Raw genomic sequence first — 16,802 nt, 5'->3', positions numbered from 1 at the left:
TTGTGTTTAAACACAATACTGATACCCAGTTAGAACAATCGCCCACCATGCCGTTACTTGCTAGTGGGCGCAAGAAGCGATGGTCGTACAGCAGCCTATTTTTTTCCTTGTTCTTTTTTGTGCCGCTTATACTTTCACTGCCTCTGGGCAACGCTGTAATATCGTTTAACGTTTTAGCCTATACGCTGTTTGTAATAACTTACCTTGTCGCGATTAATAAACCACAGCATCAGCTTCCGTTTTACATAGCCTTTATATCGGCACTCGGCTATATCACAACCTACAGTAATCCAGGTGGTGCAGTGCTCTTTGGCTTTGTCGCTTTTATTTGCGGCTACTACTATGTGATGAGACGCTCACTGCTCATTATGTTTTTTGTGCTTGTTTCACTTGCCGCACTTCAATTATATTTCATCAAAACAAACGACTACTTTTTGCTTGCGGCAGGTATAAACAGTGTCGTACTTCTTGGCTTTGGCATTATGGAGCGCAAAGAAACCCTTCATCAGATAAAAGAATCTCAGCACGCCGCGTCGTTACGCACACTGTCAGCCATTGCAGAACGTGAGCGCATTGGGCGAGATTTACACGACGTTGCGGGCCACACGCTAAGCTCTATTTCTTTAAAAGCACAACTTGCCGATAAGCTGTTGAGCAAAAGCAACGTTGAATTAGCACAACAAGAAGTGAGGGCTCTAGCAGAGTTATCGCAGTCACTCCTAAGTGAAATACGCCATGCAGTATCTGACATAAAACAACTTTCATTAACTGATGAAATTACCAAAAACAAAGCCTTACTCATGGAAAAAGACGTCAGTGTTAACTTGTATATTGATGATGATATCAATCAACATATTAGCGCGATGGAAGAAACCCAGTTGGCGCTTATTGTTAAAGAACTCTTTACCAATACACTTCGCTACTCAAATGCTACCTACGTAACCTTGAGTTTGAAACTATTGCAAGTTGATACGCCCCACCCTTCATATACACTGGAATACCACGACTTTGGTCATCTGGATAACGTCAATAAAATAAAAGAAGGCAATGGCTTAAAAGGAATGAGAGAGAGGGCCGCGTCGATAAACGCCCAAGCCACTATGACATTTTCCTCTCACCCTGGTTTCACGTTTACGCTTGCACCTAACACGCACAAGACGCCCTTGTTTACTAAACGATAAAGGAAGCAGATGACCACCATTCTCGTTGTTGAAGATCAATCACTCGTGCGCGACGCTATTGCCATGCTGTTGTCTTTAGAAGACGAGCTCGATGTGAAAGGAAAATGCAGCCATGGACAAGAGGCTATTCACTTTTTAGAAAATAACCCCGCGCCAGATATCATTTTAAGCGACATTGAAATGCCTCAAATGAGTGGACTAGATTTAGCAGTACATGTGGCAAGTCATCATATTGCTAGTCACGTGGTGTTAATGACGACGTTTGCCAAGCCTGGTTATATAAAGCGAGCCATGAGTGTTGGCGTAAAAGGTTTTGTCTTAAAAGAAGCCGATAGCGATTACTTAATTGCATCTATTAAGGACGTAATTGCTGGGAAAGTCGTTATATCTACTGAACTTGCGCTAATGGCGTTAGATGATAACAACCCACTGTCCGAAAAGGAAATGTCAGCGCTAAAACTCGCATCAGAGGGGATGAAAACTCATGATATTGCTAGCGCGTTGTTTTTATCTGAAGGTACGGTAAGAAATTATCTTTCAGAGGCTATCTCAAAGCTAAACGCAACCAACCGCATTGATGCTGCTCGAATAGCGCAGCAAAAAGGATGGCTTTAAATTACACCCTATTCCCGCTGGTTTTAGTTAATATTGGGGAGACGTGTGTGCCGGCAAATTCAATTTTGATGCAAGCCCAGTCACCACTCTCTCAGGCCCTACTACCTGCCCTAGTTTGTCGCTAGACCATGTACACACCAAAATGCTGGTGCCTTTTTTTAGCTCACACTCCCACTTTTTGGTGGATTCTTTAAGCGGAAGGTAATCTTCTTCAATTTCCCAACCGTCATCAACATGTGAAACGATAAGCTGTTCAAAGGCGTCAAAGGGGATCTGCTGAATGATACGCCAGTCATGCTTTTTGAATTTTCGTTCTGTCCAAGAACGTTGTAACTTAGATAGTATCCCCACCCCTGCTAATCCTCTTGTCCATTTGATTGTCACTAACCGATGTTTGTTAATGTAGCGTTAGTTACACAAGGTCGATGTAATAAAACTATTCTAATATCGTCAGTAAAACAAGATTACCGATGTATTTAGTTACATATTACGTATACAAACTGAGTTATAGCTACTTTTTGCAGTCTCTCTCCAGCTTATAGGTATAAAAAAGCCGGTCTCTTCATTACAAAGGACCGGCTTTTATGTTTGTGCGCTATCGCATGCTTATTTAAGCGCGCTTTTTAGAACTCGGTTGAGAATCTCACACCAAACTCACTCGCATCGTTGCTGAGTATTTGCAGAATATAGTCGCCAGTATTTAAGCGAGCATTGTCATAACGCTCATCAAAAATGTTACGACCGTATAATGCCACTGTGTACGCTTCGTCTGCTGGCGTGTAAGCAATATCAAAATTTACAAGCTCACGACTATCAAGCTCTGTCATACGCTCTGGTGCAGATGTTGGCTCGCCATACATCTCTGAACGATATGAATAATCGGCACGTACGCGAATTGAATCACCGCCATCTAGTTCGAAGGTATACTGTGGACCAATCGCAAGGGTTAAATCAGGTGTAAGTGGAGCCACTGGACTAAATCCTGCCTGCTCTTCTACATCAACATCCATGTAACCAATGCTGGTCATCATGCTGAAGTTACCGTAATTAAGCGTTGTATCTAGTTCGATACCGCGAGAAGTCTGTTCAACTACTAAGTTAGCAGTGTCGAAACCACCTTCACTTACACGGCTTACTTGGTAAGGTAGGTCATCAAATTCAGTATTGAATACTGCAACACTCATATCCATATATTCGTTAATACGGCCTTTAATTCCCACTTCGTAGTTTGTCGCAGTGATGTTGTCAGAGGCAGTAAAACAGTTATTGGCACGCACTGCGGCTTGTGCACCGTCGATGTCGTCAAAGCCACCGGCACCAAAGAACTGACCAATTAGGCAGTATGGACGCGCTGGATATTGACCAGACTGATAGCCCGACTGAATGGTAGCGTAACCCGTCATACCGTTATCAAACGTATAGTTAGTCGCTAATTCCCACGTCAATTCGTTCCAGTCGTTCGAATCAAAAATAGTACCTAGTGCAGAGAATACGTTAGCAGAAGCGTCTTTTTCATCTTTCGTGTAACGCAAACCACCTGATACAGATAGCTCGTCGTTAATATCGTGACGAAGGTTGATGTAAGCTGCTTTAGACGTAGTTTCTTGGTCTAGTTCAAGTAGGTTTCCACCGCCGTCGAAACTCGAATCTTCACCTTGGCGGTTACTACCTTCTTCGTTGAAGTAGTAAAGGCCAGCAACAAAGTCGGTATACTCGTTAATGTAACCATTTAACTGAAGTTCAATAGAGGTTTGATCTGCTTCGCCGCGCTCTGGGAATTGGTCTAGTGAGAAAACAGTACCGTCGTCGTCTAGGCCCGCTTTATATTTTGAAGTACGCTGACTCGCCACTACTTTAGCCGTGTAGTCTTCGTTAATATCCCATTCGGTAGTCAGTGCAATACCGCGAGCTTCGTTTGATACGCCGGTTACCGCTTCAGTGCCAGTAGCGTTGTCGTAGCGATCCGCACCCGCTGGGGTAACATCGGTGTTTCGTAGCTCAACACCTAGGCCGTTTCCGCCACCAAAATAACGTGCAGAACCAACTTCATCGATGAGTACAGTGTATGGACGAAGGCCGCCGTCGCCGTTGTTTGCGTCAGCCGTTAGCACCATACGAAAATCATTAGAGGGTTCCCACTTAACTGATACACGTCCAGAAACGTCTTCGGTTTCACCCACGTCGTATTCTGCATTCGGAACATTGATAAACTCACCTAAGCCATCACGCTTGTTAAACGATAAGTTTGCATTGAATGCTACAGTGTCAGAAAGCGCATGGTTAAGGAACAAATCTGCCTTTACACGACCGCGTGTACCAAATTCTGTGTTGATTTTGGTCACATCGCCTTGGTCTGGCTCTTTAGTAATGATGTTGATAGCACCACCAATAGAGTTACGACCGTACAGTGTACCCTGTGGACCACGCAGTACTTCAATACGCTGAATGTTGTTTAAGCTCCAGTTTTGACCAACCTGACGACCTAAATAAACACCGTCAACGTATACGCTTACGCCTGGATCGGTTGTAATCAAGTGATCTTGTAAACCAATGCCGCGAATAAACGGGTTAACTGATGAGGTATGGCCTGCTGAAAAACCAGTAACGTTTAGGTTTGGTACAAATTTACCCACGTCAGTTAGGTCAGTAATACCCTGTGCAGCGAGCTTGTCACCGTCAAAAGCACTCAGTGCAATTGGCACTTCGTAAATAACCTGCGGACGCTTCGTCGCGGTGACGGTAATTGCTTCGAATTGTTGCTCTTCTGTTGCTTCTGCTTCTTGTGCAACAGCCACATTGGTAAGTGCTGGAACGGTCATCGCTACTGCTAAAGCGACAGGCGAAAGCTTACTGGCTAGTGTCTTAGACACGTCAGTGTGAGTGGTCATTTGGTGAAACCCCTTTGCGTGAGTGTTTGGTATTTACGGCTTATCGTTTGTGTTTCAAGTTCTTCTGCGGAACTCTTACAACCTAAGGACCTTGAAGGCAAAGAAGTACATGTTGAAATGTATTTTACTGACAGCATGCATGAATGCGTGCACCAGTCTTCGCCGTTTGAGTGTCTAACTTAGGCTTGAAAACTGGATGGATATGATACCGACAGTTTGCTTGTTTGGAAAGTTAATTATCATTTTTTCATCAAACTAAAAAACCAAAAACAGACTAATTGGTTAGCTGGTACGACCTTTTAAGAATAAAAATAAATTGCACAATGGCCTTATAATTCAATAGGATAAACATGCACTAAATAAGTCTTTTTGATTGTGAAATCCACACCTCTAGCTGACCATATAGACAACTCTGCTCCCTGCCATTATCAACTTATCTGATCCTTAATAACCCTTGGTCTTCCTTACATAATTTTTAGCCTTTAGTCGTAAGAATTAAGACTAAAAACCAAATGCACTTTAAACAGAAGTTCTTTTAAGCCCCTATTTTAAGACCCTAGTAAACCAGCTTCATCACAAGAAAGATCAGCATCCGTTCTTTAAAACCGGCTAATACCTCGAGCTTGGGTAGTGATTTTAAATCATGAACTTAGATAATTAGCTTAAATCACGAACTCGGATAATGAGCTTGAGTCACAAGATGAGTTTACGAGTGTAAATTACAAACCCAAGCCACGCGCTTTGTTATTCCACACTGAAGCGCATTTCAATACATCTACTACCGACCATCGCAATATGACAATAATATTAATTTGTCGACAATGGAGGCCTTAAAATTTGATATTGAGTTTCAAAAAGCCTATATTGTCGACATTATGAGAAAAAAAGCAGCTTATTGTGACGCCAAATAACGAGCAAGCCATAACTAGCGCAGACAAAACATTTTTTCAGCTTCGAAACGATATCGTCGAGGGCGTTATCCCGTCCGGCTGTAAGTTAAGCGAAACCGAATTGTCGACAAAATATGAAGTGTCTCGCGCCGTAGTGCGCGAAGCAATCAATCGTCTCGCAACCTGCCATCTTGTTGAACGTAAGGCCAACGTGGGCGCTCGTGTAGTCGCACTTTCTCCAGAAGGCTTAGTGCAGCTGTATCAAGTGAGAGAAGCCTTAGAAGGTATGGCAGCTAGGCTCGCGGCACGTTATATGAGCGATGGTGAAATAGCCGCGATGCAAGGTTTACTAGACAGTCACTTCAACAAAGTGAAAGGCGGCGAGAGCTACTATCAAGAGGCCGGTGACGTGGATTTTCACTATCGTATTGTCACTGGTAGCAAAAACAGCCATCTCATCAGCGTATTAATAGATGGCTTGTATCACTTAGTACGAATGTATCGCGTTCAGCTTGGCATGGCAGGACCTCGCGTCACTACAGCATTTGATGAACACAGACACATTGTAAACGCCATTGCTAACCGAGATGAAGAGTTAGCAGAAATACTCATGCGCAGACACATTCTTTATTCAAAAAATAATATAGAAAAGAAGCTCAATCATGCATAAATGCAGCGACGCTTCGGCATTTTTCATTCACCTCTACCCTACTTCTAATTAAGCGAGTAACTAAAATGAGTGCAGGAAAAAAATTTAGAGACGCCCTTTCTAAGAACAAACCACTACAAATTGTAGGCACTATTAATGCCTATTCAGCCATGATGGCAAAATCCATTGGTCACCAAGCTATCTATCTTTCTGGCGGAGGCGTTGCCAATGCATCATACGGTTTGCCAGATTTAGGCATGACATCGCTTAACGATGTTATTGTGGATGTGCAGCGTATTACGTCAGCATGCGATCTTCCTTTATTAGTCGATATCGACACTGGTTGGGGCGGAGCTTTCAATATAGCCAAAACCATTCGCGATATGGAAAAAGCGGGCGCAGCCGCAGTGCATATGGAAGATCAGGTTGCGCAAAAGCGCTGTGGTCACCGTCCAAACAAAGAAATTGTCAGCACTGAAGAAATGGTTGATCGCATTAAAGCGGCGGTAGATGCCCGCACCGATCCTGACTTTTTCATTATGGCTCGCACCGACTCTTTTGCTCAGGAAGGCCTAGAAAGTGCTATCGAACGAGCCAAAGCGTATGTGGCAGCGGGTGCAGACGGCATTTTCGCTGAAGCGGTAAAAACAGAAGAACACTATCGCGCCTTTGCCGACGCACTAGATGTGCCTATTCTTGCCAATATTACCGAATTTGGCCAAACCGAACTATGGAACAAAGAACAGCTTGGTGAATGGGGAGCCAGTATGGTGCTTTACCCATTAAGCGCCTTTAGAGCCATGAATAAAGCTGCAGAAATGGTTTACACGTCTATTCTTGAGAATGGCGATCAAAAAGCTGTTGTCGACAGCATGCAAACCCGCATGGAACTATACGATTACCTTGGTTACCACGATTACGAGCAAAAGCTAGATGAGCTTTTCGCTAAAGGTAAAAACTAAATTAAACACATTAAACAGTAACTGGGACGCAATGTACTATTGAAGCAGGAGCGGTACTTAGGTCGTTACCACGCCGTGAACCCATCCATGGGGGCTCCGGCTCGGCATCCATGCCTCGCAGGGGTAACGACCTAAGTACCGCCCCCACTTTTCAATGCATTGAGCCCGCTTATGAAAGTTTACATTTAACAGCGACTAAGGAATCCGTTCCTTTTTCATAATAGATTTTTTTACTAACGTACCTTACAAATTTAAAAGACCGGAGATTACAAGATGGCTAAACAATTAAGTGGCGCGGGATTACGCGGCCAAGTTGCAGGTAAAACAGCATTATCAACCGTAGGCAAATCAGGCTCGGGTTTAACGTATCGCGGCTATGACGTAAAAGATCTTGCCAATAAATGTCAGTTCGAAGAAGTGGCCTATCTTATCTTAAAGGGCAAATTGCCTACTCAAGCAGAGCTAGATGGCTATAAAGTAAAGCTTCGTGGCATGCGCGGCTTACCTGACGCACTTAAAGAAGTGCTTGAGCGCATTCCAAAAGATGCTCACCCAATGGACGTGCTTCGCACTGGTTGCTCAATGTTAGGTAACCTTGAAATGGAAAAGAGCTTTGACGAGCAGCAAGAAGCCACTGATCGCATGTTAGCGTGTTTCCCTAGCATCATTTGTTACTGGTATCGCTTTTCTCACGACGGCGTGCGCATTGAAGTGGAAACCGATGACGACTCCATTGGCGCCCACTTCCTGCATATGCTTCACGGCGAAAAGCCACGCGAACTACACGAGCAAGTGATGCATGTATCACTCATTCTTTATGCAGAGCACGAATTTAACGCCTCAACGTTCACAGCCCGTGTATGCGCGTCAACCCTTTCTGATATGCATTCTTGTGTAACGGGTGCCATTGGCTCACTTCGTGGCCCTCTTCACGGCGGCGCAAACGAAGCCGCCATGGAAATGATTGAAGGCTTTACCTCTGCCGACGATGCCGAAGAAAAGATGATGGGCATGTTAGAGCGCAAAGAAAAAATCATGGGCTTTGGTCACGCAGTGTATGCTGATTCAGACCCGCGTAACGGCATTATTAAAGAATGGTCTGAAAAGCTATCTGCCGATGTGGGCGATACAGTGCTTTACCCAGTTTCAGTGCGCTGTGAAGAAGTCATGTGGCGTGAAAAGAAACTGTTCTGTAACGCAGATTTTTTCCATGCTTCTGCCTACAACTTCATGGGTATTCCTACAAAACTATTTACACCTATTTTTGTAATGTCTCGTTTAACAGGCTGGGCAGCTCACGTAATGGAACAGCGTTCTGATAACCGCATTATTCGTCCATCAGCTGACTATACCGGTGAAGAGCTTCGTCCAGTGCCAGCTATTGCTGATAGAGCATAAGGTAATCATTTATGAATATTGATTACCGTAAACCATTACCCAACGCGGGTATCGATTACTTCGATACTCGCGAAGCGGTAAATACGATAGAACCAGGGGCTTATGAAAAGCTGCCCTACTCTTCTCGGGTATTTGCTGAAAACTTGGTGCGCCGCTGTGCACCTGAGCAACTTAACAAAGCGCTAGAGCAGCTCATTTATCGCAAGCGCGACCTCGACTTTCCTTGGTTTCCAGCGCGTGTTGTATGTCATGATATTCTTGGCCAAACCGCATTGGTTGATTTAGCAGGCTTGCGCGATGCGATAGCGGCAAAAGGCGGCGATCCGGCCAAAGTGAACCCAGTGGTTCCTACCCAGCTAATTGTCGACCACTCTTTAGCGGTAGAGCACGCTGGTTTTGAAGAAGACGCTTTTGAAAAAAATCGCGCTATTGAAGACAGACGTAACGACGACCGTTTTCACTTTATTAACTGGACAAAAACAGCGTTTAAAAATGTGGACGTCATACCTCCAGGTAACGGCATTATGCACCAAATCAATTTGGAGCGTATGTCGCCTGTTATTGAATCTCGCGATGGCGTGGCGTTCCCCGACACCTTAGTAGGAACAGACAGCCATACTCCTCATGTAGATGCTCTTGGTGTTATTGCTATTGGTGTGGGTGGACTTGAAGCTGAAAGCGTCATGCTTGGTCGTGCGTCTTACATGCGTCTGCCTGACATTGTAGGTGTCGAGTTAACCGGTAAGCCACAGCCTGGTATTACTGCAACTGATATCGTACTGGCACTTACTGAGTTCTTGCGTAAGCAGCGAGTAGTGTCTGCCTTCTTAGAGTTTTATGGCGAAGGTGCTTCACACCTTACCCTTGGCGATCGTGCTACCATTTCGAATATGACGCCAGAATACGGCGCCACTGCCGCTATGTTCTATATCGATCAGCAAACCATCGATTATTTGCGCCTTACCGGTCGTGAAGAAGACCAAATAGCCTTGGTAGAGAACTACGCGAAGCATACGGGCTTATGGGCTGATGATTTAAAAACCGCTGAATACGAGCGCGTACTCACTTTCGATTTATCGTCAGTAGGTCGTAACATGGCAGGACCATCTAATCCACATGCTCGCTTGGCAACTAGCGACCTTGGCAGTCGCGGCATTGCGGCTAAGTGGGAACAAGAAGACGATAAAATGCCTGACGGCGCGGTTATCATCGCTGCCATTACAAGCTGTACCAATACGTCTAACCCACGCAATGTGATTGCTGCTGGTCTTATTGCTCGAAACGCAAACGAACGCGGCCTCACCCGCAAACCATGGGTAAAAAGCTCGTTAGCGCCTGGGTCGAAAGCAGTTAAGCTTTACCTTGAAGAAGCCAACCTGATGAGCGAACTTGAAGCCCTTGGCTTTGGCGTAGTGGCTTTTGCGTGTACTACCTGTAACGGCATGAGCGGTGCACTAGACCCTAAAATTCAACAGGAAATCATCGACCGCGACCTTTACGCCACCGCAGTACTATCGGGCAACCGAAATTTTGATGGTCGTATTCATCCCTATGCCAAACAAGCCTTCTTAGCATCGCCGCCTTTAGTGGTTGCTTACGCGATTGCCGGTACCGTTCGTTTTGATATTGAAAAAGATGTATTGGGTATTGATAACGACGGCAACCCAGTAACATTAAAAGACATTTGGCCAAGTGACGAAGAAATTGATGCCATTGTTGCCAAAAGTGTTAAGCCTGAACACTTCAGAAAAGTGTACGAGCCAATGTTCGACTTAAGCGTAGATTATGGCAGTCATATTGACCCGCTCTATGAATGGCGCGAACAAAGCACCTACATAAGACGCCCGCCCTATTGGGAAGGCGCTATGGATGCAGAACGCACCATGACTGGCATGCGTCCCCTTGCCATATTAGGCGATAACATTACTACCGATCATTTATCTCCCTCTAATGCCATTATGGCAGACAGCGCGGCGGGCGAGTATTTGACAAAAATGGGATTACCTGAAGAAGACTTTAACTCTTATGCAACCCACCGAGGGGATCATTTAACTGCTCAGCGTGCCACGCTTGCTAACCCAAAAGTGTATAACGAAATGGTGCAGGAAAATGGCGAAGCCAAGCAAGGCTCTCTGGCGCGCGTTGAACCCGAAGGCAAAGTTGTGCGCATGTGGGAAGCGATTGAAACCTACATGACTCGCAGACAGCCTTTGATTATTGTTGCCGGTGCTGATTACGGCCAAGGCTCGTCACGAGACTGGGCAGCTAAAGGCGTTCGTTTGGCGGGTGTTGAAGTGATTGCGGCGGAAGGTTTTGAGCGTATTCACCGCACCAACTTAATTGGAATGGGCGTGCTACCGCTTGAGTTTAAACCGGGCACTACCCGCAAAACGCTCGAGCTAGATGGCACTGAAACCTACGATGTTAAGGGCGAGCCGTCACCAGGTGCGACGCTTACTCTTGTGATAAACCGCACTAACGGCGAAAAATTAGATGTTCCAGTGACGTGTCGATTAGACACCATGGAAGAAGTCTCTATTTACAGCGCTGGCGGCGTATTACAACGCTTTGCAAAAGACTTCTTAGAGGCCGAGGTTGGCTAATTGGCCCTGATTGGCGAGCGAGCACTAAGCCGGGTTTGGGACACGCCGTAAATACATCCTTGTAGGCTCCCAATTCGCATCCATGTGGATCGAGTCAAGTCAGCCATCGTGCAATAGGAAGGCAAGTGAGTTAGGTGCAGGGCACGCCGTAAATACGTCCCTGTAGGCTCCCAATTCGCATCCATGCGAATTGAGGGCCCTGAACGTAACTCACTAGCCTTCTTTAATGGAGGCCGTAGTTTTTGCATAGGATGTAGTCGCGATTTGGCCCCCTCTCTAAGGTACTTTTAGATGCAAAAATGTGAAGAGAGAAGTGAGTCCTTTGGTGAAAACTTTTACGCACCCAAAATACCTCTCTCCTATAACGAAGCTTAGTTATTTAAGAGGGAGTTTGACTGCGATTTGAAACCCTTTTCCTCTAACGTACATAAATGTGGAAATTTTGAAGAGAGAACGAGTGCTCAGGTGAAACCTTCGGGGCGCATGGATGCGCCCCGAGAGCCTACAAGGAAGTATTTACGGCGTGTTTCACCTAAGTACTCGCTCTCTCTGAATAAAACAATGAAAAAGGAATAAACATGACACAGTATGCGCCACAGCTTCGAGTACCCGCTACCTATATGCGTGGCGGTACGAGTAAGGGTGTATTTTTTAATTTAACGGATTTGCCAGAAGAAGCTCAAAAACCAGGGGCAGCGCGAGACGCCCTATTACTTAGAGTAATCGGAAGTCCAGATCCTTACGGTAAACACACCGATGGTATGGGCGGAGCTACCTCAAGCACCAGTAAAACCGTGATAATTAGCAAGAGTGAACGAGAAGGCTACGACGTTGATTATCTTTTCGGCCAGGTTGCCATCGACAAACCCTTCGTAGATTGGAGCGGAAACTGCGGAAACTTAACCGCCGCAGTTGGCGCGTTTGCCATTAATAATGGTCTTGTTGATAAAAGTAAAATTCCAGACAATGGCATTGCTGTTGTGCAAATTTGGCAAGCAAATATCAACAAAGCTATTATCGCGAACGTTCCCATCACCAATGGCGAAGTGCAGGAAACCGGTGACTTCGAGCTTGATGGCGTAACGTTTCCCGCAGCAGAAGTGGAAGTCGCTTTTGTGGACCCAGCCGATGGCGAGGGTGCTATTTTTCCTACGGGAAGACTGGTAGATACCCTTGAAGTCCCGGGGGTGGGTTCGCTGCATGCCACTATGATCAACGCTGGCATTCCCACTATTTTTATCAATGCAGAAGACATTGGTTATACAGGTACCGAGCTTCAAGACGATATTAATAGCAACCCTGATGCGTTGGCAAAGTTTGAAGCAATTAGAGCCCATGGCGCAGTAAAAATGGGCTTGATCACCGACATTGGTGAAGCGGCCAGCCGCCAGCATACTCCTAAGGTTGCTATGGTTGCCCCTCCTTCACCTTATAAAGCGTCTAGTGGAAAAGATATCTTAGGCTCTGATATTGATGTTTTGGTTCGTGCCATGTCCATGGGGAAACTGCATCACGCCATGATGGGCACTGCCGCCGTAGCCATAGCAGCTGCCGCAGCAATTCCGGGCACACTAGTTAATTTGAGTGCGGGTGGTGTTGACCGTGATGCCGTTGTCTTCGGCCATCCCTCTGGCACATTACGCGTCGGTGCAAAAGCTGAGTTTTCAAATGATCGTTGGCATATTGCGCAAGCAACCATGAGTAGAAGTGCTCGAGTACTGATGGAAGGAAATGTTCGGGTTCCGCCATCACACACATGAACATAAGCGCTATACATAAGTCTAAAACGCCCTTTTTATAAGGGCTTTTTTGTGAATAATTGCATATGATTATCCACAAGGTCATTTGAGTATCGCCAATGTATAAAGTTCTTGTGGTAGAAGATAGTGTTACGGTTCGAAAAATAGTCTATAAATTGATCGAAGATAATCCCCTTTTATCCTGTGATTTGTGTGAAAACTTAGCACAGGCCGAAGTGGCCCTGCAGGCTTCGAGTGATTATCTTGCCGCTATTGTTGACCTTAATTTGCCCGATGCACCAAATGGAGAAAGCGTAGACTTGGCGCTTTCTTATGATCTACCGACACTTGTGCTTACCGGAAACTTCGATGAGTTTACCCGTTCACAACTCCTCGACAAGGGCGTGCTTGATTACATAACCAAAGAATCGCGTTATTCTTACCTGCAAGTGGCAAAGCTTATTGATAGGCTTCGCAAGAATCTCTATACCGATGTCCTTGTAGTTGAAGACTCGATAACCAGCCGTAATCACATTTGTAAGCTTCTCAAAAAATTCAAATTTCGAGTTCATGAAGCCGGAAATGGAATAGAAGCCTTAGTGCAACTGGACAACCACAAAAATATTAAGATGGTGATATCTGATCATAGAATGCCTAAGATGGACGGATACGAGCTCATCAAGGCCATTCGTCAAGAACGAAGGATGCAGGACACGATATTTATCGGATTATCTTCTACAGGTGATAGCGTGCTGACCTCTAAGTTTATAAAAAGCGGCGCCAATGATTTTTTATCAAAACCCTTTTATCACGAGGAGTTTCTTTGCCGCGTTATGCAAAATTTAGAGTCGCAGGAAATGATTCAAACCATTCGTGATAACGCTAACCTCGACCCTCTTACTCAAGTTTACAATCGCCGTTATTTACACGAAAAAGCTGAAGAACTGTATGCCAACAAAGGGCCTGGTGATACCATTATTGTTTCGATGATCGACGCTGATAATTTTAAGAACGTAAACGATACTTATGGCCACAAAACGGGAGATACGCTGCTACAAGAATTTGCTGCGCTCATTAAACTCCACTTTCCCGAAGATCTCATTATTCGCTATGGGGGTGAAGAATTCACCGTTTTGTCTCAGCGCTCTGCCAAAACCTACTTATCCGCACTATCAACATTTATGAATGCAGTAAGGCAAACGAAATTCACCCTTCACAAATTCAATATTACGTGCAGCGTAGGCGTATGTGTGGAGGACCATAGCAGTTTCGAATTGCAGCTAGATATTGCCGACGCGCGCTTATACCACGCTAAAAACGCGGGCAAGGACCAAATAATTCTTCGCGATGAAAAAACTATTTCAGAATAGCAACTTGAGGCAGCAACCTGCGTTAGTCGTTACTTTTAAAACGCCATTTACATCCATGACTTACGCGTAGACTCCACCTCATAAAGCACGCTGTCAGCAAGAGCTTTAACGTAATGCTCTGGCAAGAAAGGAACGGTAACCGACCCTGACGCTAATACGAACTTGATGGACGCAAGTTGATGTCGTCGCATAAACACACTTTGTTTAACAATCACTTGTTGTATTTTGTATGGCTCAAAACATAGGTAATCAACGCCAATCCGCCCTCGCCTAACGTATACGTATTTGCCATCGGCCGCTATACCCCATCGCCACCAGCGCAGGGTTAGCAACAGACTCCCTGCAACCAAAAGCCCGATAGAGCCAAGAAAAATGTCGAGCTGAGATGAGACAATACCAACAATAAAGAGCGCTAAAATGGGTACACTCCACGCTACTATCAACCAGTGCAGAATAAAGCGTTTGCTAACGCCTAGATAATCATCGCGGTGAAGTTGGCAATCAGGCATGACTTCTTGGCTAAGCTCAACCGCCTCCTGTTCGGTAACCGATGGCACAATAAGTTTATTGGGCGACATCAGTTCTTGAACTTGCTGACCTGCCGTGGAATTTTGCTCAAAGTACAAATTGACTCGTTTGAGTATTTTGTCGAGCCAGTCTTGTTTTGCGGTAATCATTTGAATGCGCGACGCACGCATGCTGACTTCTTGTTTATTCAAAAGACCGCTGCGGCGAATGTACCTGTCGTCAGAGCGCGAGAGGGTATACCCATAAAACGTGAATAGTGCTCCACCCACGCTAAGTAGCGCCATGGCAGCCATTATCATCATAAGGATCACAAACGCGTAAAGCCCAAACTGCCACCATGCGACGGTTTGCTCCCCCACGATTTGGTTAAGCTGTAGGCCTTTATCCGCTAACCAGTCGGAGACTAAACCTATAGCGTCATCGTAAAAAGGGGCTGCGGCACCGAGTATTATCCACACCCTGTTATTGGTAATTCCGTGAATAACGATATCGCCAATCGAGCGGGTGTTGAGTACCTCCTCGTCGCTCTCTACACTATCGTTTTCTAGCATGTCCCCTTTTTGCATGTCCCCTGCTAGCACGCCAAAGCGAGCCGCCCCATTATCACTAGAAAGATGCTCGGAAGCGCTCTGATTTGAGCTTTTATCTGGGCTTTTAACTGGGCTTTGAACTGAACTGTCATTTAAGTTTGAAGATGATTGGGCAGAGGAATACTCTTCTTTCTTCTTTTCAGCCAGTACTTGCTTCCTAAGCGCATTGGCGTAGGAAACCGGCACCGCTACTATATTAGCTTCTTCTTTACCGCTTCCTGCGGTATCCAACACCACTAATGCATAGCCAAACGGACGATAATAAAAGGGGTGCTCTATTTTTACGTTCTGAATGCGCCAAAATGGTAAATTAGTATAGCGACGTTGAAATACACCCGTTTGAATCTCAACATGCTGATTGTGCACGCGAAAGGTGTACATAAAAAAGCTTATCAGGCCACTGCCCACCGCCAGGGATAGCAGGGTGCCGATAGCAATATATGCCTCTGGCGAGTTTAGCTTGGAGAGCACGTTAGAGCCTATGGCCAACGCGGGAATAATATAAATAAGCCCTTGGGCAGAATTTTTAATGTTGCGTGCCGAGAAATATAAGATAGCGATGATGGCTAAGCGCTGCCACGCATCACCGGTTTCTACGTTGACTGAGCTCTCGGCAGTCAATGATGTAATCTCTTGCTCTTCCACTATCGGGCGCTCACATCTTTATGATCGAGAATAAACTGCCTAATTTGATTGGCCTCATCAATTTCAAGCCCAGGAATTTCAAAGGTATGCATTTCACCGCCAGCAGAAAAAACCTGTAACGAGGCCAGTCCAGCCCATCTATCAAGTGGGCCTCGCTTTAACTCAACATGCTGTACACGAAGGATAGGCTGACAAGATAACTGCCGAAAGAAAAGGCCCGACTCCTTACTGACATCTTGCTCTCTAACAGCAAACTTCACCTTCTTGTCGGCAAAAAAATGATAGATAAACCACAAAAAGCCCAACGTAAAAATGACTAGGCACGCATAGGGGTAGGCATTGTGAAGGTCGTCTGGCACACGAAACCAAGGTTGATATTTTGCTGCGGATAGCGCGCCAAGCAAAAGCACAGTGACGGTAGAACATACGCCTAAATTAATGGTGCGATACTTTTTCGACACTGGCGTTAGCGCCAGTAAATCTAACGCGGGTAAATCCTGCTGAGAAAGCGGTTCGTTAGAAAACTCGGCCGCCTTTGACGCTGAAAACATACACCTTATCCTTGTAAAAATTTACGCAAGCTCACTATATAGTGTTACTCCCAGAACGGCCAAATGCCCCAACCAGTAATTCTAAAATAAAAAGGGAGCATCAGCCCCCTCATCATTTCTAGTAGTCACTATTCGTCAGCCACTGTAATCGAACCACTCAGCTAAACCTACACAGCTATGCCTACACAGCTAT

The 16,802-nt window shown here is 45.4% G+C and carries 12 protein-coding genes; 8 read left to right on the top strand and 4 right to left on the bottom strand.

Annotated elements, in window-relative coordinates; translation table 11 throughout:
• The first annotated feature begins 2 nt into the window (after positions 1-2).
• Together GTQ48_RS17850 and GTQ48_RS00600 are read left to right on the top strand one after the other, a co-directional pair.
• Positions 3-1,181, top strand: a complete 1,179-nt coding sequence (locus GTQ48_RS17850; protein ID WP_163104446.1) for a histidine kinase — start codon at positions 3-5, stop codon at positions 1,179-1,181.
• 9 nt (positions 1,182-1,190) lie between these two features.
• Positions 1,191-1,796: a response regulator transcription factor gene (locus GTQ48_RS00600; protein ID WP_163104444.1), complete on the top strand. Its 606-nt coding sequence runs from the start codon at positions 1,191-1,193 to the stop codon at positions 1,794-1,796.
• 27 nt (positions 1,797-1,823) lie between these two features.
• Here GTQ48_RS00600 and GTQ48_RS00595 read toward each other — a convergent pair whose 3' ends face one another.
• Positions 1,824-2,147, bottom strand: a complete 324-nt coding sequence (locus GTQ48_RS00595) for a hypothetical protein (protein ID WP_163104442.1) — start codon at positions 2,145-2,147, stop codon at positions 1,824-1,826.
• A 272-nt stretch (positions 2,148-2,419) separates the two neighbouring features.
• Positions 2,420-4,684 (bottom strand): TonB-dependent receptor, encoded by a 2,265-nt coding sequence (locus GTQ48_RS00590; protein ID WP_163104440.1) that lies wholly within the window; start codon positions 4,682-4,684, stop codon positions 2,420-2,422.
• An 897-nt stretch (positions 4,685-5,581) separates the two neighbouring features.
• On the opposite strand from GTQ48_RS00590, the gene GTQ48_RS00585 reads away from it, so the two are divergent.
• From GTQ48_RS00585 to GTQ48_RS00560, 6 genes are all read left to right on the top strand, one after another.
• On the top strand, positions 5,582-6,244 hold the full coding sequence (locus GTQ48_RS00585; RefSeq protein WP_163104438.1) for an FCD domain-containing protein: 663 nt from the start codon (positions 5,582-5,584) through the stop codon (positions 6,242-6,244).
• A 65-nt stretch (positions 6,245-6,309) separates the two neighbouring features.
• Positions 6,310-7,185, top strand: coding sequence for a methylisocitrate lyase (prpB, locus tag GTQ48_RS00580; protein ID WP_163104436.1), 876 nt, complete (start codon positions 6,310-6,312; stop codon positions 7,183-7,185).
• 273 nt (positions 7,186-7,458) lie between these two features.
• On the top strand, positions 7,459-8,583 hold the full coding sequence (gene prpC, locus GTQ48_RS00575; protein ID WP_163104434.1) for a bifunctional 2-methylcitrate synthase/citrate synthase: 1,125 nt from the start codon (positions 7,459-7,461) through the stop codon (positions 8,581-8,583).
• 11 nt (positions 8,584-8,594) lie between these two features.
• Positions 8,595-11,186: a Fe/S-dependent 2-methylisocitrate dehydratase AcnD gene (gene acnD / locus GTQ48_RS00570; RefSeq protein WP_163104432.1), complete on the top strand. Its 2,592-nt coding sequence runs from the start codon at positions 8,595-8,597 to the stop codon at positions 11,184-11,186.
• Positions 11,187-11,764: 578 nt separating this feature from the next.
• Complete coding sequence (gene prpF, locus GTQ48_RS00565; RefSeq protein ID WP_163104430.1) at positions 11,765-12,946, top strand: 2-methylaconitate cis-trans isomerase PrpF; 1,182 nt, start codon at positions 11,765-11,767, stop codon at positions 12,944-12,946.
• Between the two features lie 98 nt (positions 12,947-13,044).
• On the top strand, positions 13,045-14,295 hold the full coding sequence (locus GTQ48_RS00560) for a diguanylate cyclase (protein WP_163104428.1): 1,251 nt from the start codon (positions 13,045-13,047) through the stop codon (positions 14,293-14,295).
• Positions 14,296-14,342: 47 nt separating this feature from the next.
• Here the strand turns inward: GTQ48_RS00560 and GTQ48_RS00555 are convergent, their stop codons facing one another.
• Positions 14,343-16,058 (bottom strand): PH domain-containing protein, encoded by a 1,716-nt coding sequence (locus tag GTQ48_RS00555; protein ID WP_338023268.1) that lies wholly within the window; start codon positions 16,056-16,058, stop codon positions 14,343-14,345.
• On the bottom strand, positions 16,058-16,609 hold the full coding sequence (locus GTQ48_RS00550) for a PH domain-containing protein (RefSeq protein ID WP_163104426.1): 552 nt from the start codon (positions 16,607-16,609) through the stop codon (positions 16,058-16,060). The genes GTQ48_RS00555 and GTQ48_RS00550 overlap by 1 nt, the downstream gene beginning before the upstream one ends.
• Between the last annotated feature and the right edge of the window lie 193 nt (positions 16,610-16,802).

The sequence above is a fragment of the Alteromonas genovensis genome, from assembly GCF_010500895.1.
GTDB lineage: Bacteria > Pseudomonadota > Gammaproteobacteria > Enterobacterales > Alteromonadaceae > Alteromonas > Alteromonas genovensis.
The sequence above is the reverse complement of the archived record's forward strand: the minus strand, read 5'-3'. Positions and strand labels throughout refer to the sequence as shown.

Excerpts from the sequence above, each read along its gene's own strand:
- GTQ48_RS00600 (WP_163104444.1), top strand. The coding sequence starts at position 1,191 with ATGACCACCATTCTCGTTGTTGAAGATCAATCACTCGTGCGCGACGCT.
- GTQ48_RS00550 (WP_163104426.1), bottom strand. The coding sequence starts at position 16,609 with ATGTTTTCAGCGTCAAAGGCGGCCGAGTTTTCTAACGAACCGCTTTCT.
- acnD (WP_163104432.1), top strand. The coding sequence starts at position 8,595 with ATGAATATTGATTACCGTAAACCATTACCCAACGCGGGTATCGATTAC.
- GTQ48_RS00590 (WP_163104440.1), bottom strand. The coding sequence starts at position 4,684 with ATGACCACTCACACTGACGTGTCTAAGACACTAGCCAGTAAGCTTTCG.
- prpF (WP_163104430.1), top strand. The coding sequence starts at position 11,765 with ATGACACAGTATGCGCCACAGCTTCGAGTACCCGCTACCTATATGCGT.
- prpB (WP_163104436.1), top strand. The coding sequence starts at position 6,310 with ATGAGTGCAGGAAAAAAATTTAGAGACGCCCTTTCTAAGAACAAACCA.
- GTQ48_RS00560 (WP_163104428.1), top strand. The coding sequence starts at position 13,045 with ATGTATAAAGTTCTTGTGGTAGAAGATAGTGTTACGGTTCGAAAAATA.
- prpC (WP_163104434.1), top strand. The coding sequence starts at position 7,459 with ATGGCTAAACAATTAAGTGGCGCGGGATTACGCGGCCAAGTTGCAGGT.